Source organism: Deinococcus roseus (assembly GCF_014646895.1).
Taxonomy (GTDB): domain Bacteria; phylum Deinococcota; class Deinococci; order Deinococcales; family Deinococcaceae; genus Deinococcus_C; species Deinococcus_C roseus.
Genome location: NZ_BMOD01000016.1, coordinates 1 through 21,559, shown reverse-complemented (window position 1 = coordinate 21,559; position 21,559 = coordinate 1). Strand labels below are relative to the sequence as shown.

Here is a 21,559-nt window from a genome sequence, read left to right as displayed (position 1 = left end):
ACCGAGTCAAAAATTAACTTCCAGTGAGGGGTGTTGACAGTGCACTAGTCTACTAGTACACTAAGGCCATAGAAAGAAGGAGGACACATGAGCATCCTTGCCATTCAAGACCTGTACAAAAATTACGGAGCCCGCCCTGCCGTCCAGGGCGTCAACATGAACATCGGAACCGGACAGATCTACGGATTTCTGGGACCCAACGGAGCAGGCAAAACCACCACCATCCGCATGCTGCTGGGCCTGATCCGCCCCTCCAGAGGCAACATCGAACTGTTCCAGCAGCACCTCAACCGCCGTGCCCTCACCAAAGTGGGAGCCATTGTGGAAGCCCCCAGTGCCTACGGACACCTGACCGGCAAAGAAAACCTGCAGGTGGTGGCCAAACTGCGGGGCATGAACGAGCGCAACATCAGCGAACTGCTGGACTATGTGGGCCTCAAAGATGCCCAGAACCGGGTGGTGCGCGGGTACTCCCTGGGCATGAAAGGCCGCCTCTCCATTGCCGCGGCCCTGATGGGATCCCCCGAGTTTCTGGTGCTGGACGAACCCACCAACGGACTTGACCCCAACGGCATCCGGGAAGTGCGCGAACTGATCCAGTCCCTGCCCCAGCGTGGCATCACCGTGATGGTCTCCAGCCACATCCTCTCCGAAGTGGAACAGATGGCCACCCATGTGGGCATCATCCACCAGGGCATGATGCGCTACGAAGGCGCTTTAAAAGACCTGCAGAACCGCTCCAAACCCGTGCTGCGCCTGAAGGTCAGCGATCCCACGGTGGCCCTGGGCAAAGTGCAGCAACTTCACCCCCAGGCCAGCCTGCATGAACAACTGCTGGAAATTCCTGCCCCTGCAGAAGCGGCTCCCGCCATCGTGCGTGACCTGGTTGGACAGAACTTCGATGTGTACAGCATCACCTCCCACCAGGCCACCCTGGAAGACCTCTTCATGAACATCACCAGAGAAGGTGCAAAATGATCGGACTGTTGCAAGCTGAAGCCCTGAAATACCGCCGCACCCCCACCCTGCTGCTCTCCATCGGCGTGCCCATCGGACTGGGCCTGCTGATCTGGGCTGCCCTGACCTTTGGCAGTGGTTTGCATGGTCTGAAAGGCGCTGCAGGCTGGAAGATGCTGGGACAGTTCCTCTCCCAGATGTGGATTCAGATGGTGCTGCCTTTTGGTGCCGCCATCATCAGCTCACAGGTGTGGGGTCTGGAAACCCAGGACAACCACCTCAAACACCTGCTGGTGCAGCCCATCACCCGCACCCAGGTGTACTTCACCAAACTGATTGCCCTGATTGCCCTGATTGCCCTTGGCATTGCCATGATGGGTCTGGTCTACCTGGGCATTGGAACCATTCGCGGTTTTGGTGAAGGCCAGCAGGTGCTGGATTTGCTGAAAAACATCGGCCTGAGCAGTCTGGTGGCTTTGCCCCTGGTGACCCTGCACCTGTGGATCAGCATGCGCGTCAAGGCCATCACCCTCAACATCAGTCTGGCCGTGCTGGGTGTGATGGCTGCTGGATTCGCTGCAGGAAGCAAGTTCTGGTACTACGTGCCCTGGACCTACACCTCCGCTGTGCACGCCGCCAAGACCCATGACATGGCCCTGATTCTCGCTGGGGGTGTGACCCTCTTGATCGTGATCCTCAGCGTGCTGGACTTCAGAAGAAGAGACCTGCACTGACTTTCCCTTCAAAATCCCCTCCTCCTTGAACATGCACAATTCATGAACAGATCAGCAATGACCCCGAGAGCAAATGGCCCTCGGGGGATTTTTTTGGACGGCTGGTGCATGGATCAAGGTCAGGCCAGTTGACCGGCCACAAAACTGCCCAGTGCAGCAATCAGAAACAGCATCCACTGCCCCTGTTCAAGCACGGCCCTGCTGGTTTTGCCCCACCTGAGCACCTGGGACAGCCACACCAGCGCATACAGCAGACAGAGCGCAGCAATGCCCTGATACACAGACTGGGCTGCAGGAAAGACCAGGGCCAGGTACACCAGACCTGCACCCAGCACGGCCAGGTCCACGGTGATCAGGTGAAAGGCACCCAGCTTCATCAACCACAGGCGGTGCAAATCTGCAGGCTCAGGACGGTGTTTGAGGGCTGCTGGCCCTCCCATGAACAGGTGCACCCCCAGAACCAGCAAAAACCAGATTCCGGTGATCAGGGCAGCCACGTTCACAGCAAACCTGCCCGGATCATGTTGTTGACCACCAGATGGTGAAAGGGCGCAATGATGGCGTAATACAGCCGTCCGGTCCAGTGGTGGTACTCAATCAGGGTGTAAAACTGGATGTGGTCCTGTTGTTTTTCAATGGCCAGGTAAGCGGTGAGGTGCTTCTCGCTGGCCCCGGCCACCCACAAATTCCCTTCTGCATGGTGCACCGTGAAGAAAGCCGCTTTTTTGCCTTTGACAAAAGGAATGTCTCTGGCGGTCAGGCGCTGCATTTCCAGAACCCCATGGCCTTTCAGGCCAATCAGAGGCACCAGTTTTCCCCTCAACCAGTACAGAAAGGACAGCCAGGAGGGGGAATAAGAAAAACATCCTGCAATGAAATCCCTGAGGGGTTTGCGGGTCTGAACCCTTTTGACCTCGATGTAATGCGCCTTCCGGGTGAAGGGGAGAAGTCCCTGGGGATACTGGCCGGGGCTGTACTGGGTGCGAATCATTTCATGCCTCCTGTAAGGTCAAGCGGTCAAAGTTCAGCTGGTCAAAGGCCCAGGCGGTCCAGCATCAGCAGGTTGATCTGGGCTTTTTGTTCTCCATCGTGTTCAAAGGTGCTTTGCTGACTGCCCACAAAAAGCCAGTACAGCCCTCTGGCCAGTTGTGCTGCCGTTTCGGGTTCAGCAATGATCTGTGAAACGAGGTCCAGCACATACGCTTCACGGATGGTGTCCAGGCGTTTTTGCAGGTCCCTGGCCCGGGGGTCGGTTCTGGCCCAGGCCCTCAACGCGATTTCCAGGGATGGATCATAAGCCGTGATGGTTTTCACCAGGGTGCGCAGGCGCTCTCTGGGATCTGCAATGCTTTTCAGGTGTTCAATGATGTCCAGCGTAGAGATCTGTTCGTAATGGTCCAGCAGTTGCTGCTGGTAATCTTCCAGGTGCGAAAAATGGTGGTAGAACGACCCCTTGGTGACCTGCAGGTCTTTGCAGAGGGTGTCGATTTTCAGACTGCTGGCCCCGTTTCTGGCCATCAGGTGCAGGCCAGCCATGAACCAGTCGTCACGGGTCTTCTTCATGAAAAAAACATACCATACGGTATGGTATGTTTCTAAGGAAAAATGTCCCGTCAGGTTTTGCTGGCTCAGGTCCTGTGGTTTCAGATCCTCTGGGTTGAGCTCTGGCGGTAAAACCGGGTTTTTAAAAACTCATCCAGCAGAAAGAACACCAGTGCTGCTCCCACCGAAAGCCACACAAAAAGCCAGTCGCTGGATGAAATGCGCAGGTTGCCTCCAAACAGCATGAAAATCAGGATCAAACTGCCCAGCAAATGGATCACCAGGGCGGCTGGTTTTCTGAGGGAACCCAGCCTGGGGCTGATCAGGTCGGAAATTCCGGTGGTGATCAGGGCAGGCAAAGCCCCAAAATACACAGCGAAAAAAGCGAAAGTCAGCAGCCCTTCAAAAAACCTGGGAACAGCAGTGAATTCATTGTTGCGGCCATTCCACAACTCGGAGCCAGCGAAAAACAGCGACACCACCAGGGCCGCCCCCAGCAGCGCGATCAATTTGCGTCCAATCCATTTGAGTGCAGGCATAAAGCTCCTTCTTAATGGGGAAACTGCGGAAGTTGATCTGGGCCACGGTTGGCCTGCTGGCGGTGCAGGGCTCTGGAACGCATGCCAGCGATGTTTTTCATGTTGAAGAAGTGCATGCCCCCCAGCACCAGCATCACCACCCCAAGCTGGGCAGAAAGGTATTTGATGGTGTCTGGGAGGGCTTCGGGTGGGGTTCTGAAGTTCAGGAACAGCGCCACAAATCCGATGTTGACCAGGTAAAACCCCACTTTGAGGAGCTGGTTCACGGAATCTGCCATCTGTTCATTGCCGTTAAAGGCATCCAGCAGGAAGATCCTGCCGTTTCTGTGCAGGGTGCCTGCCACCCAGATGGTCAGGGACAGGCTCACAGCAAGGTAGATCAGGTACGTCACGGTTTCGGTCATACAAACCTCCTTTAAGTTCACACTTACGTTTCACAACCCCTGAGGGCTGAAATCATCCGTTCACGCTGGGTCCCACCTGGGTTTTTTGCACAATGGCCATCACCTGCTCCAGGAAAGGCTGGATCATGGGTTTCAGCATGGGAAAGGTGCTGAGGTTCAGCACCTGGGCCACCAGATCCAGGGTCTGGTCGATCATCTCACGGGTGACCTGCTGGTTTTCGGTTTCGTCGTAAATGAAGTGCATGATGAAGACCATCTGCAAGGCCCACAACCCCAGCACCAGCAGTTTTTCGGTGTCTGCAGGGATTTTCTGGTCTTTGAGGATCAGGCGGATGGTGTCCAGGCCCCGTTCCTGTAAATTTCGGGTGCCTGGTCCCAGAACGCTGAGGGGATGTTCGGGTTCACCTGCATATTTGAAGATGGTACCCAGCAGTTTTTTGTCCTGCTGGATCACATCGAATTTGCTGTGAAAGAGGATCTTCATGCGTTCTGCCAGCACTGGCGTTTTGAGGGCCTGGGACAGCACCAGGGCATGGTGGGCATCCTGAACGTGTTCATAATAGGCCGAGACAATGGCTTCTTTGCTGGGGAAGTAATAGTAAGCAGATCCCAGTGCTACCTCTGCGACCTTGCTGATTTCCCGCATGGTGACGGCATCTACACCACGTTCTCTGAACATGTCCAGGGCAACACGGAGGATCCTGTCGCGGGTGGGAAGGGGGTCTGTGGCATCTGATTTGAACATGTTCAAATCTTAGGCTTTTGCAGCTGTTTTGACAAGAGGCAGTGGTGCACCAGGCTGCAGGCCCCTCTTTGTGCTGATTGAAAACCTGAGATCAGGGCAAAATCTGCAAGACTGGTGTCCGGATGCTGGCCTGGTTTCACCAGAGGGGTGAGCACTGGCAAATCTTTCAACTGAAGGGTCTGGGCGGGAGTCCCCTACCCTAACCGCGCCCTTTGCGGTTTGGTGGGGGAGGGGTAGCTCACCCGCCCGTTCAGGCGGGGTACTCAAGCCTGATCCATAAGTTTATGCCTCCTATTTATTCACACAGAGATGTAGTATATTTTTCGTGTGAAGATCACCCTCACTGCCAAGCTGAAGTTGCGGCACACCCCAGAGCAGAAAGCCGCTCTGGATGCCGTGACGTTGGCCTACCGTGATGCGTTGAACTTCGCCTCTGAAGTTGCCCATGGCGAAAATAAAATGTCTCAGGCAGCAAAACTTCAGAAGATGGTCTACGAGGACTTGCGGGAAAAGTTTGGCTTGCCCTCTCAAATGGCCTGTAATGCACCTCGCCAGGTGGCGAGTAGCTACAAGGTTCAGTGGACCAAGTTCCGCCAGAATCAGGCAGCCAGAGATTTGGGTCACACCAAACGCCGTTACAAGGGACTGGATCACCCCTGCAAGTTCGTCAGTCGCACCCTGACCTACAACTTTGGGCGTGACTACTCCTGGAAGAAAAACCAACAGGTCAGTGTGCAAACCCTCGAAGGCCGTCAAGTCATCCCCTACGACGGTTACTCCAAACACCTTGCCTACATCCAGCAAGGCTGTGAAGTCGGGGCCGCAAAGCTCTATTACCAGAAGTCCAAAAAACAGTACTACCTCCTGGTCTCTCTGGACGTTGACATTGCCGAACCCAGACCAGAGCACCACAAACAGGTCATCGGTGTGGATGTGGGACAACGCTACCATGCTGTGGTCTCGAACACCCGCAACCATGCTCTTTTCCAGAGCGGCAAGCAGGCCCGCCAAAGGAAAGACCATTTTGCCCGCTTGCGTCAACACCTTCAGCGTAAAGGCACTCGCTCCGCCACCCGTCGTTTGACGGAAATCAGTGGGCGAGAAAGACGGTTTATCGCTGATTGGAACCACAAGTTAAGCCAACGCATTCTTCGACGTTTCCCTCATGCTTTCATTGGGCTTGAGGATTTGACGAACATCCGTGACCGTACTGAGGGGAGAAACAACCCCAAAGCCACGAAAAAAGTGCGTACCCACAAACGCCGTAGAAGTCAGTGGAGCTTTGCGGAACTGCAAAGCTTTCTGGCTTACAAAGCACCGCTGAATGGGTCGATGACGGTGAAAGTGGATGCGAACTACACCAGCCAAGCGTGTACTTGCTGCGGCCATACCAGCAAGGGAAACAGACCGAAAGCTGGGCTGATGTTTGTGTGTGAGAACTGCGGATACGAAGTGCATTCTGACCTCTTGGGTTCCAGAAACATTGCTTTGAGAGCGCTGGTTTCCCGGCAGGACTGGGAGGCTACGGGGTGCTTATCGACCACCCCTGACGTGACGCACGCTGAAGCCAAAACGGTACGCCTCTTGAGGTACGCCGGACTGCGGTGGAGTGCAGTTGCAAACCCCGATCAGACCTTGTGAAAGGTTGGTCGTGGGTCGTTGATAACCTTCAGAAAAACGGTATGTTGAAAGCCACTCCCTGTCCCCGAGGTTTTGATGAATGAATTGCACGATCCTTATCTATGGTTGGAAGAGATTGAAGACCCCAATGCCCAGCAGTGGGTGAATGCCCAGAGGCAGCAGCTTGCCTGGCTGGAACAACAGCCTGAGGTTCAAAACCTGCAGCAGAGGATTGAAACAGCCTTGAATGGCAACGACAACATTGCCATTCCGAACTGTCACCACGGGTGGTTCTACAACTTCTGGAAAGATGCCCAGCACCCCAGAGGCATCTGGCGCAGAACCACCCCACAGTCTTACCGTCAGGAGCAACCCGACTGGGAAGTGTTGCTGGATGTGGATGTGCTGGCCAATCAGGAACAGGAAAGCTGGGTGTGGCAAGAAAGCGTGATCTGTCCCGATGATCCAGACCGTGCGCTGGTCTTTCTTTCCAGGGGTGGAGCAGATGCCACTGTGATGCGGGAATTTGATTTGCAAAGCAAAACTTTTCTTGCAGAAGGTTTCTTTGCCCCCGAAAACAAGCAATCTGCCAGCTGGAAGGACAGAGACACCCTGTGGATCACCTGTGCCCTGAATGAACAGGAAAAAACCCTGGCCGGGTATCCCTACATCACCAGAGTGTGGCACAGGGGACAGCCCCTGCAGGAAGCCACAGCAGTGCACACTGGCCAGCCCACCGATGCAGGGATCTGGACCTACACCGAGCAAACCGGAGGCCACCAGTACCAGGTGATCCGGCAACTGGTGAACTTTTTTGATGCAGAACTACACATCAACTGGCAAAATCAGGTGCACCGCATCCACAAACCCCCCCGTTCAGAGTCCATCTTTTTTCATGACCTGGTGGTGTGCTGGTTGCGAGAAGACTGGACCCAGCAGGACCAGACGTTCACGGCAGGCAGCCTGATCATTACCCCTTTGCAAGAAGCCCTGCAGCCCGACCCTGCTTATGATCTGCTTTTTGCTCCACCTGCAGGCATGTCTCTGCAAAGCCTGACCGCCACCAGCACCCACATCCTGATCACGGCATTGCACCATGTGCGCAGCGAGGTTCATGCTTTCTCCAGAACCCTGCAAGGCTGGAACAGACAGCAGATCGAGGTGCCCGCCCTCGCCAGAATCAACCTCTGGGCAGAGGATCCAGACAGCAGCGATGCTTTTTTCATGACCGTGACGGGTTTCCTCACCCCCACCACCCTGCTCAGAATGACCCCGGAGGGGGATGCTGAAGTGTTGAAATCCAACCCGCACCGTTTTGACACCCAGGGTCTGGTGGTGGAACAGCACTTCGCGACCAGCAAGGATGGCACCCAGATTCCTTATTTTCAGGTGGCTCCAGCCCACTTGCCCCTTACGGGTCAGCATCCCACCTTGCTGTATGGCTATGGCGGATTTGAACACGCCCTGATGCCCAGTTACAGCTCAGGACTGGGCCTGGGATGGCTCAGCAAAGGCGGAGTGTATGTGCTGTCCAACATCCGTGGAGGCAGCGAATATGGCCCCATGTGGCACCAGGCTGTCCTGCGGGAAAACCGCCAGAAAGCCTATGAAGATTTCATTGCCATTGCAGAAGACCTGATCCGGCGTGGAGTGACTTCACCTGAGCACCTGGGCATTCGGGGAGGCAGCAACGGAGGCCTCTTGACCAGCGTGATGCTGACCCAGCGCCCGGAACTCTTCAAAGCGGTGGTGTCGGAGGTGCCCCTGACGGACATGTTCAGGTACCACAAGCTGCTGGCCGGGGCAAGCTGGGTGGCAGAATACGGCGACCCTGAAACCGAGGACTGGAACTTCCTGAGCCAGTACAGTCCCTACCACAACGTCAAAACGGCTGCAGAGCAGCCTTACCCTCGCACCTTTTACCTGAGTTCCACCCGCGATGACCGGGTGCATCCTGCCCATGCCCGCAAGATGGTGGCCCGCCTGAAAGAAGCAGGCCATGATGTGTTGTACTACGAGAACACCGAGGGAGGACACGCAGGCTCGGCCAACAACCAGCAGACGGCCCACTGGCAGGCCCTGGTCTACAGCTTCCTGTGGCAAGAACTGCAGTGATTGCTGCTGCACAACCTGAAACTGCCCAGCAGAGAAAAGGAGGGATGCTTCCCTCCTTCTTTTTGAATGGTCTGTTTCAGAATGCTTTTGTGCTTTTGTGCTTTTGTGCTTTTTACTGACGGCTGATTGCTGACCGCTCTGCAATCACTGCACAGCGAAGCTGACCGTGACCACTGCAGTCACGTCTTTTTCCAGGCTGGTGGTGTCGTAAGAACCGTAATCGTCCACCTGGGTGGTGAACCGGGGGGTGATCTGAAAGACCCCCATGCGGGCGCTTTTCATGGCCCCAAGCTGGCTCCCGGTGCTTTTCACCATGGCCATGGCCCGCTCTTTGGCATCTTTGGTGGCTTCCTCAAGCAGGTTCATGCGCAGGGTGGGCAGGTCCGTGTACAGGTACTGCAAAGGACTGGAGACCAGAGGAATGCCTCTGGAAATCAGGCTGCTGGCCGCCTGGTTGATGGACACGATTTTTTTCACATCAGAAGAGCGCAACTGGTAGTGTTTGTGCAGGATGTACCCGGCAACGCTGATGTCCTGACCATTGGCATCTTTGTTGTAGAAGGTGGTGGGTTCGGTGGACACGGCATCCTGCACCAGTTCTTCGGTGGGCAAGTTCTGGGTTTTCAGGAAAGCGTCCACGGCCTTGATGCTGGTGGACAGTTCGCTGTAGAGGGCCTGCAGGTCCGTGCCCTGGTTGCTGATTGAAAAATCCCAGATCACATAATTTGAGGTGATGTCTTTTTTGGTGGAGCCGGTCACCGTGATGATGTCGTCTGCTTTTTTGATGTCCCTGAAGCCCGACACCCCGATGTAAGCACACACGACCAGGGCAATGCTGAGTAAGAGTAAACCGACCAGTAATTGTGGGGAATCTTGCTTCATTTGTTCACCTGGTCTTTACGGTACTCCTTCGATTGGGGTTTTTCCTTTAATCTTCCTGAAGCCTTTCAGGTACTTTTAGAGCATGTTGGAAATTGTCAGAATCACTGACTGGAACGATCCGAGAATTGACGAATTTGGTGAACTGCAAACCCGAGCTTACTTTGACCCGGACATGCTGATTCCCATGTGGGTGATCAAACAGATGATGCAAAACCCCAGTCCCCACCGCAACGATGTTTTGCTGGTGGCCGTGGAAGATGACAAAGTGCTGGGAGGATCGGTCTTTCATTACTTGCCGCCAGCGCACGCTGGTTTTTCCAGCATCATGGCCGTGGATGCAGAGGCCCGTGGCAAAGGGGTGGCAAAAGCCCTGCACCAGGCCCGCTGGGACACCCTCACCGAAGTGGCAAAGGCCCCACCCAGAGCGGTTTTCATTGATGTTGTGGCCCCTGAGCGCCTGACAGAAGAAGAACTGGCCCAGGAGAAAGCTTACGGTTTTGATCCCTGCGGGCGGCGCAAGGTGTTCACCCAGATGGGGTTCAAACAACTGGACATCGAATACCACCAGCCTGTGGGTGGCCCGGACGGAGGCCCTGTCACCAGCATGGACCTGCTGATCTACGCCCCCAATCTGCATGAGGTTTTTCCGCTGGAGTGGGTGCTGGACACCATGCATGCCTACTGGGTGCCCTGGCTGGGCAGCGAACGGGCAGACCAGGCCACCGAGGAACTGAAAGCCAGAGCAAAAAGCAACCCGGTGAATTTGCTACCACCCGATCACGCCTGCCGTCCATAGGTTTTTTAGCTCATGTGTGCAGCTTGCTGCACGGGGTTATGCTACGGCCATGCAAAACCCACACCATCAAGACAGCAGGCCAGACCTGCAACCGTTCATCGATCAGGCCCGCCAGGATCTGGCGGATCTGGTCCGTCTGGAATCCGTTTCAGCCCAGGGCCGCATGCTGGCCGAAACGGCCCACCATGTTGGTGAACTGCTGCAAGCAGAAGGCTTCACTGTGCAGTCTTACCCAGGAGAGGTGGCTCCCATTCTGGTGGCAGAGGCCGGAGAAGGCCCCAGAACCCTGCTGATTTACAACCATTACGATGTGCAGCCCGAAACCCCGCTGGAACTCTGGGATTCCCCTCCTTTTGAAGCCACCGAGCGGGATGGACGGCTGTATGGTCGGGGCATCAGCGACGACAAGGGAGAATTCATTTCCCGTCTGGCTGCAGTGCGGGCCTTGAAAGCCCAGCATGGGGGCACACTCCCCCTCAAGATCAAATGGCTTCTGGAAGGCGAAGAGGAAATTGGCAGCCCCAGCCTGTCTCCTTTCGTGCATGCCCATGCAGAGGAACTGGGGGCCGATGGGTGCTGGTGGGAATTTGGCAGCATTGACCCACAGGGCAGACCTGTGATTTATGCAGGCCTGAAGGGCATCATCTGCCTGGAACTGAGGGCAAAAGTCTCTGATTCAGATTTGCACTCCAGTCTGGGTGCAGTGGTGGACAACCCCCTCTACAAACTTTCAAAAGCGATTGCCAGCCTGCGGGATGAAACCGGCAAAGTCACCATCGACGGCTTTTATGACGATGTGAGGGCACCTTCAGCAGCAGATCTTGACGCGGTCCAGCGCATCCCCGATGAAAGCAAAGCTGTCCAGCAGGCTTATGGCATCAAAGGCTTTCTGCAAGAGGTGTCTGGCGCAGGTTACTACCAGCGTCTGGTCTTCGAGCCCTGCTTGAATGTCAACGGCTTCCATGGGGGTTACGGCGAGGCAGGCAGCAAGACGGTGCTTCCTGCAGAGGGATTTGCCAAAATCGATTTCCGCCTGGTGCCCGACCAGACCCCAGAGCGGGTGCTGGAACTTTTAAAAGCCCATCTGGCACATCACAATCTGGCAGACATTGAGGTCATTGAGCTGGAAAGCCATGAGCACCCCGCCCGCAGCGATGTGGCCCATCCTTTTGTGCAACTGGCCTTGAAAGTGGCTGCAGAGGTGCATGGCAAGGAAGCGGTGCTGCACCCCAGCAGTGCAGGCAGCGGCCCAATGCATCCTTTTATTGAGGCGATTGGGCTGCCGGTGATTGCTGCTGGAATTGGCAACCACGCTTCCCGGGTGCATGCCCCCAACGAGAACATCGTGATTGCCCACTTTGAAAAGGGCATCGAATTTGGCCTGAAACTGATGGACGAACTGGCCCGGCTTTAAGCGGTTTCCCTTTGAGGTTCAAAAGGAAATTCAATCTGTTTTGCCACCCGAACAGCAAAATCCATCCCGTGGTCCAGTCCAATCAGGTGCAGGCTGAGCAGCATGCCTGCTGAAACTCCAGCAGAGGTGAACACCTTGCCTTCCTGGGTGAAGTTCACCTCTGCTTGGACCTGCACCTGGGGGTAAGCGGCCTGCAAATCTGCCAGGTCTTCCCAGTGGGTGGTGGCAGGTTTACCGTCCAGCAGGCCTGCTTCTGCCAGCAGGAAAGCGCCTGTGCAAATGGAAGCCGTGGTTTCGGTGTGCTGGTGTTGCTCCTGGATCCACTGGATCACCCTGGGTTTTTGCAATTCAGATGTGACCACCCCACCAGACACAACCAGCACATCCAGTCTGGGATGGTTGGCAAAATCAAAGTGAGGCAACACCTGAAAGAGGTTTCTGGCTTTAATGGTTTCGGGTTTTTCAGCAACCAGCAACACCTGATAGGGTTCAGGTTCTCCCAGGCGATTTTTCAGGCGGTTGGCTACACTGAAAGCCTCGAAGGGGGCGCTGAAATCCATCACTTCGGCTTCGTCAAAAATGTAGATGCCCACGGTTTTCATGAACACAGTGTAGGTGCTGGTTTTTCAGGCTTTGCTGCTTTGGCCGAATCGGTCCGCTTTCTGTCTGAGAAAGCTTGCTGAAAGAACATAAAAAGAAAAAGGCCCCTTTGCAGGAGCCTGAAATTTCTGGTGCCGAGGAGGGGACTTGAACCCCTACACCCAAACGGGCGCTACCCCCTCAAAGTAGTGCGTCTACCAATTCCGCCACCTCGGCAGGGCAAGAAGTATGATATGTACAAATTGCTTTTTTGTCAAGCTGTAAGCAATACGGGTTATTTCTGCACCATGACAGTGAAATTGCAGAAAATCACAGCTTCATTTGATGGACAAGGAAGGCCATGTTCTGGAAACGTTCAGCCCTGCCCATTTCAAAAAAGATCAGTGTTTCAGGCATCCATGACCTGCAACTCAGGGGGGTGAGCCACATCATCTCCATCAATGATCCAGACCATGCGCCCCCCAGAGCAGTATTGCAAAGCAATGCAGAAGTGATGGTTCTGAAATTTTCGGACACTTTTGAAAATCTGGCGGGCAGTGACCCACCCACTGTGCAGCACCTTGAAGCAGTAAAAGCTTTTCTGGAAGAAGAAAAAACCAGGATTCGCAAGGTGCATGTGCACTGTCAGGTGGGCACCAGCCGTTCCACTGCGGTGGCTTTGCTGGTGATGCACCTGCTGGATCCCCAGAAACCCGAACGTGAACTGGTGCAGATCCTCAGGAAGGTGCGCAAACAGGCTGCTCCCAATCCGTTGCTCATCCGCCTGATCGATCAGCAGCAAGGCACGCATTTTTCTGAAGCTTTGGGTTACACCTGAGTTACATCTGTCACCAGATCAGGGAATCTGTCGAGACGAATTAAAAAGCCCTGAGGAGGGCTTTTTCGCTGCTTGAAGGGTACCGGTACCCTGGGGGTGACAGTTTTTTGTCTAAGTGTTTTGCCGGACAGAACCCTTTACAGCACATCGGATTCATGTTACCTTTGTTCCTGTCGCTTGCAGGGTGCCAATTGGCGGGCTTTGCATGTCGAGACTTCACAATATGGAGAAACAACCATGAGCATCAACAAAACCGAAGTGATCCAGCAGTACGCAACCAAAGAAGGCGACACCGGCAGCACCGCAGTGCAGATCGCCATCCTCACCGCCCGCATCAACAACCTTTCTGGCCACCTGAACGTCAACCAGAAAGACAAGCACGGCCAGCGCGGCCTGCAGATGATGGTCGGCCAGCGCCGCCGCCTGCTGCGTTACCTGGAGCGCAGTGACTTCAATGGTTACATTGAACTCACCGACAAACTGGGCATCCGCCGCGGTCACACCCAGGTCAAGTAAGCCGGGTCAAGTCAACCGGGTCAAGTCAGTCTAAAAATTCAGTTTCTTTGGAAACTTTGCCCACCCTTCGGGGTGGGTTTTTTGTTATGTTGAAGGTGTGCGTGCAATTCAAATCTTATTGACCCTGGGGGTTTTCATGGGCACAGCTCAGGCCAGAGAATTCAGGGTTCATGCCCTGCAACCCAGTTGGGATGTCCCGGTGTACCAGTCCGCAGAAACCTTCCAGAAGTGGATGCATTCGCAACTGGTGCTGGCCCGGACCAACTTTGATCCCCAGCATCCCAATCTGGTGGTGCTCACCGAACTCAATGGTTTGCCCCTGGCTGTGCGCGGGTCTGTGCTGGCCCAGAAAGCCCCCAGTTTGCAGCTTGCTCTGGTGGCCAGCCTGATCAAACACCTCCCGGAAAGCGCCTATTTTGCCCTGACCCAGAAAGTCAACATCGTGCAGGGCCTGATGCTCTCTCTGGCCCCGGACAACATGCCGCTGTACCTCAGGACCTGTGCTGAACTGGCAAAAGAACATGGGGTGTATCTGCTGTGCGGCAGCAGTGTGCATGTTCACCTGAAGCAAGAGAACAACCGGGTCATGATGGCTTCTCCTGAGCTTTACAATCAGGCGGTTTTGCTCAGCCCGGAAGGCAAGGTGCTGGGGGCCTGGGACAAGGTGCACCTCACTGCAGATGAATACCCGCTGGGCATGGTGGATGGCAAACTGCAAGACCTCATCACCGTTCCCACCCCTGTGGGAGACATTGGGGTGGCCACCAGCCTGGACGCCTTCAAACCCGACGTGATTGCGCAGCTGGAACGCACTGGAACCACCGTTTTCCTGCAGCCTGATGCCAACGCCACCGAATGGACTGGCACCGAACACGGCACCTCCACCCGGCGACCCCAGCCCGAAGCCTGGCTGGACAGCAGCTGGGCCGTGGTGCAAAACAGCAAGGTGATCCAGTATGCGGTCAATCCCATGGTGGTGGGCAACCTGTTTGAGGTCAGCTTTGATGGACAGAGTGCCATTGTGGGCAAAGCAGACACCTTCAAACAGCAGCAGTCTTACATCATGACCGAGCCCAGAGCGGGCTTTCTCGCTCTGATGCCCTGGGTGGAGGACGGTTCTCCTGAAACCCTGAGGCAACTGGGAGAGAAGCTCAAAGCAGGTTCAAAAGATCCCATGGAAAACCAGTACCAGTCTGGAGCCATCTACGCAGACCTCACCCTTTCAGAAAGCACGGTGCCTCCTCACCCGTTGCGGCCTTTTGAAGAAGCCCTGCAAGCCGTGATAGACGGCAAGGACATTCAGAATCCTGCCAGAGCCCTGGGTTATTTCTGGTGGATTGCAGGTGCGCTGCTGCTCCTGACCCTGTTTGGACGGGCCAGAACCGGCTGGAAGGTGCTGTTTGGGCTGCTGGGACTTTTGCTGATTGGACTGGGGTTCTGACCCTCACCACGAGCTGCGCTCGGTCCTCTCCCTCAGGGAGAGGAAAGCAAAGTGAAACAAGCGAGGTGAGGGTCAATATACTCCAGCATCATTGACCCGTCGTTCTTGCACATTCAGGGTCTTTCGCACCTTCAGAACCCGCAGTTCCACACTGCCCACAGGCAACTGGGTGAACCCGAAATACCCGGTGGCATCCGTGACGGTGCGGGCCAACAATTTCCCGGATTTCCAGAGCTCCACAGCAATCCCAGAAACCTCTTTCCCTTTCAGCTGGCCTTTTAAAGAAGTGCTGGGAAGAGGAGCCCCATCGAAGGCTTCACCTGAAGGCAACAGGTTTTTCAGGGCTTCATATTCTGTGGTGACGGTAGGGTTGGAGGTGTAATTCCCCAGGTTGGGAAACCGGTAGGAGTAACCTGCCCAGCCCATGTGTGTGTTCACAGCTTTCTGGGTCTGGGCCTGAATGCCAGCAAAATCATTCAGGTACCAGGCAATGCCAGAAGCATTCACCCCTGCCTGCTTTGCTGCAAAATCCACCCAGCCTGCATACCACTGGTCCTGGGGGGCTTTGCTCTGGCGCTTGTAATTCATCATCACATTCAGCTCCAGAAAGCCTTCTTTCAGCCACTGGGGCCAGTTTTGCAACACTTCTGCATATGTGCGGGTGGTTTTGAAGCCTTCCTGCGTCTTTGGGGGTGGCCCATAAGTGATGGTGGCTGCACTGAACCAAATGCTGGGTTTTGCATTCTTGACTTCCAGGTACAGGTGCTTGACCAGCAAAGACACCTGATCCCTGCGCCAATCCATCCATTTGCGATCCTGCGGAAGGGGAATGCGGGTGGCTCCGGTTTCCCGGAAATAGCGGGACAGGGAATAAGGGTTGTACCCCCAGATGGGCGCACTGATCTTCACCGGGTCCGGGTAGCGGATGCGGTCCAGCATGATGCCGTCCAGCGCATAATTCTGGGCCAGGCTCCTCAGGCCATCGGCAAAGAACTTCACCACCCCGGGATGGGCCAGATCAAAATAATAATCCTTGCTGACCAGGGCTTCCCCTGCATTGTTGAAGGTCAGCCAGGTGTCAGCAAATTCATCCAGTCCGTGGGCATTGATGGGATGCAGCGGATTTCTGGGCAGGGCCACCTCGCTGCTTGTCATGGCATGAACAATCACCCAGGCGTGCACCTGCAGTCCTGCACTGTGCGCTTCCCGGATCAGCACCTCCAGAGGATCAAAGCCTTTTGGAACATTGATGTCCTCGGTCACCGGGAAGGTGCTTTTCAGGCAGTAACAATCTGCCCGCCGGACCACCTGTGCAAACAGGGCATTGAGGCCCAGGGTGCGGGCATCCTGCACCAGTTTCTTGATTTCGGTTTCGTTTTTGAACCCGGAGCCGAAAGCATCCACCCACAAACCCCGCAGTGGTGCAGCAGCAGCAGTAGACATCAGGACGGACAGCAGGGAAGGCAGCAGGAGAGGAGAGCGTTTCATGACGTTTGGGTCAGTATAAGGGGTCAGGGGTCAAAGTGGGGTTAAGACTTTTTGTGCCGAGGCCTGAGAGCAAAAAGCATCTGTGATGGGATGGCTTGAGACCATGAGGACTGTTCAGCACGTCTTTCTGAGGTTTGAAAATCTGAGACTGTACAGAGAAAACCTCCGTCCTGGGCACCTTGCCCCCGGCTCTGGGCGCAGAGCCCTCGGCTTCCCTCCATTTCCTAGATTCTGTGCTATAATTGCAAGGCTTATTCTGGGCCAAAAAAGCTCAGGACTCCAAGGAGGCTTACGAACATGTCTAAAGTCTGCGAACTTTGCGGAAAAGGACCCGTCGTGGTGAACAGTGTCATCCGTCGCGGTAGAGCAAAAAAAGATGGCGGGGTAGGTAAAAAGACCACCGGCATCACCAAAACCCGTCAGTTGCCCAACCTGCAACGCGTGACCCTGCGTCGCGGTGAAGCTGTGCTGCGCCTGCGCGTCTGCACCAAGTGCCTGAAGAACGCCCACACCCTCTAAGGGTGCGGTCATCTTAAAAGCCTCACTTTCAGATCCCTGGAGTGAGGCTTAAACTTTTGGGCCTACCCAGAAATAAATGAAAACGCAGATGTGCAAGTCTGCGGTTTTTTTTATGCTTGAAATGGAAAATTCAGCAAAGGAAAATGGAACATGCCAAAACTCAACCAAATCATTGCCGTGGAAAAATCTGTCAAAAGCCGCTCTTTTCAGGAGCTCACCGAGGCGCACCACGCCCTGCAGAAACCTGCCCTGCTTTCCGGGATCACCCGCACCTACCGTCCCAAAGACGAAGAAGGCGAGCAACTGCCTCCCGAATCCACCCGGGTGCAGGTCAAGGCAGAGGAGATCGTGCAGAACACCGCCCGCATCCTCTCGAACCTCTTTGATGTGACCGCCACCAAAGACTGGACCAACTGCGAGGCCCGTGCAGATGTGGTGGTGGGTGAGCAGGTGCTTTTGAAAGACGTACCGGTCAGCTACCTGCTGTTCCTGGAAAAGCAACTGGTGGATCTGAACACCTTTGTGCGCAAGTTGCCTGTTCTGGACGCCTCAGAAAGCTGGTCTTTTGATCCGGGTGCGGACTGCTACGCCACCGAACCCATCCAGACCGTGCGCACCAAGAAAATCCCCCGCAACCACGTCAAGGCAGAGGCCACCGAAAAACACCCTGCCCAGGTGGAGGTCTACTACGAAGATGTGACCGTGGGTTACTGGCGCACCCTCAAATTCTCGGGGGCACTCCCTGCCCAGCGGGTGCATGAACTCCTGGGCCGCATTCAAAAACTCCAGCAGGCTGTGAAGTTTGCCCGCGAGGAAGCCAACAATGTAGAAGCAAAAGAGCAGAAAGTCGGAGAGAAATTCTTCAATTATCTGTTTGGCTGATCTGTTGCTGCTGAACTAGGCCCTTTGGTGGATGCCTGAAATTCAGCAGCGCTTTATAATGCTTTCCGGAGTACCAGGCTCAATCTGAGCTTCAGTCTGACCGGAGCGTGGTGTCCAGTGCAGGTTCGAGTCCTGCCCCTGCCACGATGGCAGGGTGGCCCAAAGGCAGAGGCGCACCCGACTCCAAAACCAAGTTCAAGCTCTTGCTCCAGACTTGGCATTCGCTGCTGAACGTCAAATCAAACGCTGATGGTCGAAACCTGCTGCATATGGGTTCAAATCTCATCTGGCCCGCCAATCCTGGGCCGGTCGCCTAACGGTAAGGCACAGCAACCTCAAGAATGAACCAGAAGTTTAAACGTGTTGACGTGCGCAAATGAGCAGCAAACTTTGGCCCCGAATCAGGCTACGATTCGGGGCAGCTTTTTTGATTGTGATGTGGAAAGGATCAACCATGACCATCAAAAAAACCCCTCTGGAAGCTGTGGGATGCTGGATTTTCAGGTACATCTCTCTCGGCAAGCAGGGTTATGGGGTGCTTTTCAATGAAGAATAGAAAGACAATTTTCAATTCATCGACCAGAACAGAATCCTGCTGTATGCAAGTGAACATGCGGCGCTGCATCACTCTGCTTCCCACCTGACCCAGAAAATCTTTGAATTTCAGGCCATCGATGTGGACTTTTATGACTTCAGCGAGGAGGACATCTTCATCCTGAACATGGAAGAGGCCTCTCATCTGGTCACCCAGGTGGATCAACTGGACCGCAAAGAACAGGCCCGCCTGATGGACCTTTGCAACCTGTGTGATGATATTTTGCTGTTCTGCAACAGCACTGTGAAAGATGATGGGTACATGCGAAGCACCATCATGGACGTGTTTTTTGATCAGAAACCCCGGGAAATCCATGTGGAGAGGATTATTCGCATCTGGCGCAGAATTTACCGCAAGGTGGATCGGCTGTTTCAGAGGGCTGCATCTCAGGCATGAACACAAAAAGCTGAAGGTCTCCCTCCAGCCAGAGTTGAGCAGCAGGCACAAACAGGCTTCATACCTGAAGCCCTTGCTTGTTGGTTTCGGGTTTTTTGCTGAACAGGTTGGAAGCAATCAGCAGGATGGTCCCGACCACCACACAGGAATCGGCAATGTTGAAGATGGGAAATTCCTGATGGTAGATCTTCTGCGTCAGCCAGGACAATTGGTGGGAATAAAACATGTCGATGACCTTGCCATACCACGCAATGTCGATGGCGTTGCCCATGGCCCCCACAGAGATCAGCAGGAGGGGCCAGAAATCCAGGCCTCTGGGCTTCTGTTTCCAGAGGTAAACCAGAATTCCAAGTCCAACCCCTGCCCTCAAAACAGCAAGCAGGGTGGTTGCTCCAGCAAACGTGTTCCAAGCTGCTCCCGTGTTGAAGGTCAGCACCAGAGAGAGCACATTTTGAATGACAGGCAAATAGGTGTCGGTTTGCAGGTGGCCCAGAGACCAGACTTTCAGCCACTGGTCCAGACCAACAAGCACAGCAAAGATCACAATTGCAATCGGCATGCTGCATGGTAACCAAGATTTAAATGAGATAAAAAAACCGGAGGTTTCCCTCCAGCTGCTGTTTGAAAGGTCTGAAACAGGCTTCAGGCTTCAGGAGTGCTTTGCTTCTTGGGCTCAGGCTTTTTGGTGAACAGGCTGGAGGCAATCAGCAAGATGGTTCCGACCACCACGCAGGAATCCGCAATGTTGAAGATGGGGAAGTCCTGATGCTGGATCTTCTGGGTGATCCAGGACAGCTGGTGGGAATAAAACATGTCCACCACCTTGCCTGCCCGGATGCCATCAATTGCATTGCCCACAGCACCAGCAGAAATCAAAACCAGAGACCAGAAGGTGATGCCTCTGGGCTTTTCACGCCACAGGTACACCAGAATGCCCAGACCCACCACGATCCGCAGCACCGCCAGAATTTTGGTGGCTCCACCCAGCATGCCCCAGGCAGCTCCGGTATTGTAAACCAGCGTCAGGGACAGCACATTTTCAATCAGGGGTTTCAGCACGTAAGGTTGCAGATGGGTCACCGACCAGGCTTTGAGCCACTGGTCCAGACCCATCAGCACAGCGAAGACAATCAGAGCTAAAGGCATCCCTAGAAGTATAACGGAGCCAAAAATGAAACAGGTAGGGGAGATTCCTGTTCCTGTGCACAGAGAGGGTTTTTGGCAATTCCGTACAAAGCAACTTTCCGTCAGAACAAAAATGTTAGATTAAACGCATGGCGAAAGTGGAGTCCTTCGATTTAGACCACACCAAAGTTCGCGCTCCTTATGTCCGAATTGCTGGCGTGAAACACACCCCGAAAGGGGACACCATCACCAAATATGACCTGCGTTTAACGCAACCCAATCAGGAAGCCATTGATTCTGCCACCCTCCACACCCTGGAACACCTGCTGGCAGGCTACCTGAGGGACCACCTGCAAGATGTGCTGGATGTCTCCCCCATGGGCTGTCGCACGGGCATGTACATGGCGGTCATTGCTGAGCCTGCTCCTGAAGAGGTGCGTCTGGCTTTTGAAAAATCCCTGCAGAATGTGGCTTCCCACGGAGAAACCATTCCTGGCGTCAGTGAACTGGAATGCGGCAATTACCGGGACCACGACCTGCAACATGCCAGAGAAGTGGCCAGGAAAGTGCTGGACCAGGGCCTGATTGTTCAGGAGACCGTCACCATCGAGAGATGACCCAGCAAAGATGACACGCCCACTTCCCTCCGACGACCCCTTCAAGGCACTGGACCAGACCCTCTTGCAGCTTTTGACTGCTTTAGAGGTGGTTTTGATTGCCCGTCCTCTGGCCACTGTGCTGGGGGAAGAAGAAGAGGTGACCGGAGCCCAGCTTCGCACCCTGAGGTTTCTGGACAGTGTGGAATTTGCCCTGGTGGGGGACATTGCGGCAGGGCTGGGCATCTCTTATCCTGCTGCCACCAAGGCTGTGGACCGCCTGTGTGATCGGGGTCTGGCAGAGCGTTACCGGGATGCCATGGATGCCCGCCGCATCCAGGTCAGCCTGACTTCCCGTGGAAAAACCGTGCTGCAGGAAGTTCAGGCAGAACGCACCCGTTACCTGCAGGGCATTTTCCAGCACCTGGCCCAGTCCCCTGCAGAAATGAACAGCCAGCTCTCGCACTTGCTGCGGGAGATCACCAGAGATTCTGACGTGCTGGAAGCCATTCGCAGGCAAAGTGGTCAGTTCAGAACCGACTGACATATATATAAGGGAAGCAAATTCACAGCAAGCACACAGAAGGAGGCTTTCGCCTCCTTCTGCTTTTTGGTTTCTTTGCCGGGGGTTTTTCTCCAGAATCCGTATAGACAACTGGGGTTTTGTCTGGGCGTTTTGAGGTGCTTTTTTCCCGTCTAGGACGAAAAGCTTAGAGGGTTCGTCTGGGTGGCGTATGGAGAGTGTTGACATAAGTGCCTATTGGTAGTATTCTTTTCTTCGCCCGAGAGGAAGCGGAAACGCAGAAACGAAGGCGGAGTTGTTTGACAACCGAACG

The 21,559-nt window shown here is 54.7% G+C and carries 25 protein-coding genes and 1 tRNA gene; 13 read left to right on the top strand and 13 right to left on the bottom strand.

Features of this window, described 5'->3' with window-relative positions; genetic code table 11:
• Positions 1-87 precede the first annotated feature (87 nt).
• Positions 88-978 carry an ABC transporter ATP-binding protein gene (locus IEY52_RS17615; RefSeq protein ID WP_189004817.1) on the top strand — a complete coding sequence of 297 codons (891 nt, stop codon included), beginning with the start codon at positions 88-90 and terminating at the stop codon, positions 976-978.
• Positions 975-1,691, top strand: a complete 717-nt coding sequence (locus tag IEY52_RS17610) for an ABC transporter permease (protein WP_189004815.1) — start codon at positions 975-977, stop codon at positions 1,689-1,691. Before IEY52_RS17615 ends, IEY52_RS17610 begins: the two co-directional genes overlap by 4 nt.
• Positions 1,692-1,810: 119 nt before the next feature.
• Here the strand turns inward: IEY52_RS17610 and IEY52_RS17605 are convergent, their stop codons facing one another.
• The 6 genes from IEY52_RS17605 to IEY52_RS17580 all read right to left on the bottom strand — a co-directional run bounded on the left by IEY52_RS17605 (position 1,811) and on the right by IEY52_RS17580 (position 4,921).
• Entirely contained in the window at positions 1,811-2,188 is a 378-nt protein-coding gene (locus IEY52_RS17605) for a hypothetical protein (protein WP_189004813.1), read from the bottom strand.
• 2 nt (positions 2,189-2,190) lie between these two features.
• The gene (locus IEY52_RS17600; protein WP_189004811.1) at positions 2,191-2,682 is read right to left on the bottom strand and encodes a DUF2867 domain-containing protein; all 492 of its coding nucleotides are present in this window, start codon (positions 2,680-2,682) and stop codon (positions 2,191-2,193) included.
• Between the two features lie 41 nt (positions 2,683-2,723).
• Complete coding sequence (locus IEY52_RS17595) at positions 2,724-3,254, bottom strand: TetR/AcrR family transcriptional regulator (RefSeq protein WP_189004809.1); 531 nt, start codon at positions 3,252-3,254, stop codon at positions 2,724-2,726.
• Positions 3,255-3,334: 80 nt separating this feature from the next.
• Positions 3,335-3,772, bottom strand: a complete 438-nt coding sequence (locus tag IEY52_RS17590) for a hypothetical protein (protein ID WP_189004807.1) — start codon at positions 3,770-3,772, stop codon at positions 3,335-3,337.
• 11 nt (positions 3,773-3,783) lie between these two features.
• A complete protein-coding gene (locus IEY52_RS17585) occupies positions 3,784-4,176 on the bottom strand; it encodes a hypothetical protein (RefSeq protein ID WP_189004805.1) in 393 nt (130 codons plus the stop codon).
• A gap of 52 nt (positions 4,177-4,228) precedes the next feature.
• Positions 4,229-4,921 carry a TetR/AcrR family transcriptional regulator gene (locus IEY52_RS17580; RefSeq protein ID WP_189004803.1) on the bottom strand — a complete coding sequence of 231 codons (693 nt, stop codon included), beginning with the start codon at positions 4,919-4,921 and terminating at the stop codon, positions 4,229-4,231.
• Positions 4,922-5,248: 327 nt separating this feature from the next.
• Between IEY52_RS17580 and IEY52_RS17575 the strand changes: the two genes are divergently transcribed.
• Entirely contained in the window at positions 5,249-6,562 is a 1,314-nt protein-coding gene (locus IEY52_RS17575; protein ID WP_189004800.1) for an RNA-guided endonuclease InsQ/TnpB family protein, read from the top strand.
• Positions 6,563-6,637: 75 nt separating this feature from the next.
• Positions 6,638-8,656 carry a prolyl oligopeptidase family serine peptidase gene (locus IEY52_RS17570; protein ID WP_189004798.1) on the top strand — a complete coding sequence of 673 codons (2,019 nt, stop codon included), beginning with the start codon at positions 6,638-6,640 and terminating at the stop codon, positions 8,654-8,656.
• 144 nt (positions 8,657-8,800) lie between these two features.
• Here the strand turns inward: IEY52_RS17570 and IEY52_RS17565 are convergent, their stop codons facing one another.
• On the bottom strand, positions 8,801-9,538 hold the full coding sequence (locus tag IEY52_RS17565) for an SIMPL domain-containing protein (RefSeq protein WP_189004797.1): 738 nt from the start codon (positions 9,536-9,538) through the stop codon (positions 8,801-8,803).
• Between the two features lie 82 nt (positions 9,539-9,620).
• On the opposite strand from IEY52_RS17565, the gene IEY52_RS17560 reads away from it, so the two are divergent.
• Positions 9,621-10,334: a GNAT family N-acetyltransferase gene (locus IEY52_RS17560; protein ID WP_189004796.1), complete on the top strand. Its 714-nt coding sequence runs from the start codon at positions 9,621-9,623 to the stop codon at positions 10,332-10,334.
• Between the two features lie 49 nt (positions 10,335-10,383).
• Positions 10,384-11,748 (top strand): M20/M25/M40 family metallo-hydrolase, encoded by a 1,365-nt coding sequence (locus IEY52_RS17555; protein ID WP_189004795.1) that lies wholly within the window; start codon positions 10,384-10,386, stop codon positions 11,746-11,748.
• Here IEY52_RS17555 and IEY52_RS17550 read toward each other — a convergent pair.
• Positions 11,745-12,350 carry a DJ-1/PfpI family protein gene (locus IEY52_RS17550; RefSeq protein ID WP_189004794.1) on the bottom strand — a complete coding sequence of 202 codons (606 nt, stop codon included), beginning with the start codon at positions 12,348-12,350 and terminating at the stop codon, positions 11,745-11,747. The two genes, IEY52_RS17555 and IEY52_RS17550, sit on opposite strands and share 4 nt — an antisense overlap.
• Before the next feature lie 127 nt (positions 12,351-12,477).
• Positions 12,478-12,564 (bottom strand) — tRNA-Leu (locus tag IEY52_RS17545).
• 124 nt (positions 12,565-12,688) lie between these two features.
• Here IEY52_RS17545 and IEY52_RS17540 point away from each other — a divergent pair.
• The 3 genes from IEY52_RS17540 (at position 12,689) to IEY52_RS17530 (ending at position 15,122) form a co-directional block, all read left to right on the top strand.
• Complete coding sequence (locus IEY52_RS17540; protein WP_189004793.1) at positions 12,689-13,165, top strand: dual specificity protein phosphatase family protein; 477 nt, start codon at positions 12,689-12,691, stop codon at positions 13,163-13,165.
• Positions 13,166-13,402: 237 nt separating this feature from the next.
• The gene (rpsO, locus tag IEY52_RS17535; protein ID WP_189004792.1) at positions 13,403-13,681 is read left to right on the top strand and encodes a 30S ribosomal protein S15; all 279 of its coding nucleotides are present in this window, start codon (positions 13,403-13,405) and stop codon (positions 13,679-13,681) included.
• A 136-nt stretch (positions 13,682-13,817) separates the two neighbouring features.
• Positions 13,818-15,122 (top strand): nitrilase-related carbon-nitrogen hydrolase, encoded by a 1,305-nt coding sequence (locus IEY52_RS17530; protein WP_189004791.1) that lies wholly within the window; start codon positions 13,818-13,820, stop codon positions 15,120-15,122.
• Positions 15,123-15,194: 72 nt separating this feature from the next.
• Here the strand turns inward: IEY52_RS17530 and IEY52_RS17525 are convergent, their stop codons facing one another.
• Entirely contained in the window at positions 15,195-16,610 is a 1,416-nt protein-coding gene (locus IEY52_RS17525) for a glycoside hydrolase family 10-like protein (RefSeq protein ID WP_189004788.1), read from the bottom strand.
• Between the two features lie 297 nt (positions 16,611-16,907).
• Here IEY52_RS17525 and rpmB point away from each other — a divergent pair, with 297 nt between their 5' ends.
• Positions 16,908-17,129 carry a 50S ribosomal protein L28 gene (rpmB, locus tag IEY52_RS17520; protein ID WP_189004786.1) on the top strand — a complete coding sequence of 74 codons (222 nt, stop codon included), beginning with the start codon at positions 16,908-16,910 and terminating at the stop codon, positions 17,127-17,129.
• A gap of 150 nt (positions 17,130-17,279) precedes the next feature.
• On the top strand, positions 17,280-18,011 hold the full coding sequence (locus IEY52_RS17515) for a DUF7873 family protein (RefSeq protein ID WP_189004784.1): 732 nt from the start codon (positions 17,280-17,282) through the stop codon (positions 18,009-18,011).
• 448 nt (positions 18,012-18,459) lie between these two features.
• Here IEY52_RS17515 and IEY52_RS17510 read toward each other — a convergent pair whose 3' ends face one another.
• The 3 genes from IEY52_RS17510 to lspA (IEY52_RS17500) form a co-directional block, all read right to left on the bottom strand.
• Positions 18,460-18,921 carry a hypothetical protein gene (locus IEY52_RS17510; RefSeq protein WP_189004782.1) on the bottom strand — a complete coding sequence of 154 codons (462 nt, stop codon included), beginning with the start codon at positions 18,919-18,921 and terminating at the stop codon, positions 18,460-18,462.
• 139 nt (positions 18,922-19,060) lie between these two features.
• Positions 19,061-19,561 carry a signal peptidase II gene (gene lspA, locus IEY52_RS17505; protein WP_189004780.1) on the bottom strand — a complete coding sequence of 167 codons (501 nt, stop codon included), beginning with the start codon at positions 19,559-19,561 and terminating at the stop codon, positions 19,061-19,063.
• A gap of 83 nt (positions 19,562-19,644) precedes the next feature.
• Positions 19,645-20,148: a signal peptidase II gene (gene lspA / locus IEY52_RS17500; protein WP_189004778.1), complete on the bottom strand. Its 504-nt coding sequence runs from the start codon at positions 20,146-20,148 to the stop codon at positions 19,645-19,647.
• Positions 20,149-20,276: 128 nt separating this feature from the next.
• Here lspA (IEY52_RS17500) and IEY52_RS17495 point away from each other — a divergent pair, with 128 nt between their 5' ends.
• Both IEY52_RS17495 and IEY52_RS17490 read left to right on the top strand, forming a co-directional pair.
• Complete coding sequence (locus IEY52_RS17495; protein ID WP_189004775.1) at positions 20,277-20,744, top strand: S-ribosylhomocysteine lyase; 468 nt, start codon at positions 20,277-20,279, stop codon at positions 20,742-20,744.
• Between the two features lie 10 nt (positions 20,745-20,754).
• Positions 20,755-21,267, top strand: coding sequence for a MarR family winged helix-turn-helix transcriptional regulator (locus tag IEY52_RS17490; protein ID WP_189004774.1), 513 nt, complete (start codon positions 20,755-20,757; stop codon positions 21,265-21,267).
• The last annotated feature ends 292 nt before the right edge of the window (positions 21,268-21,559 follow it).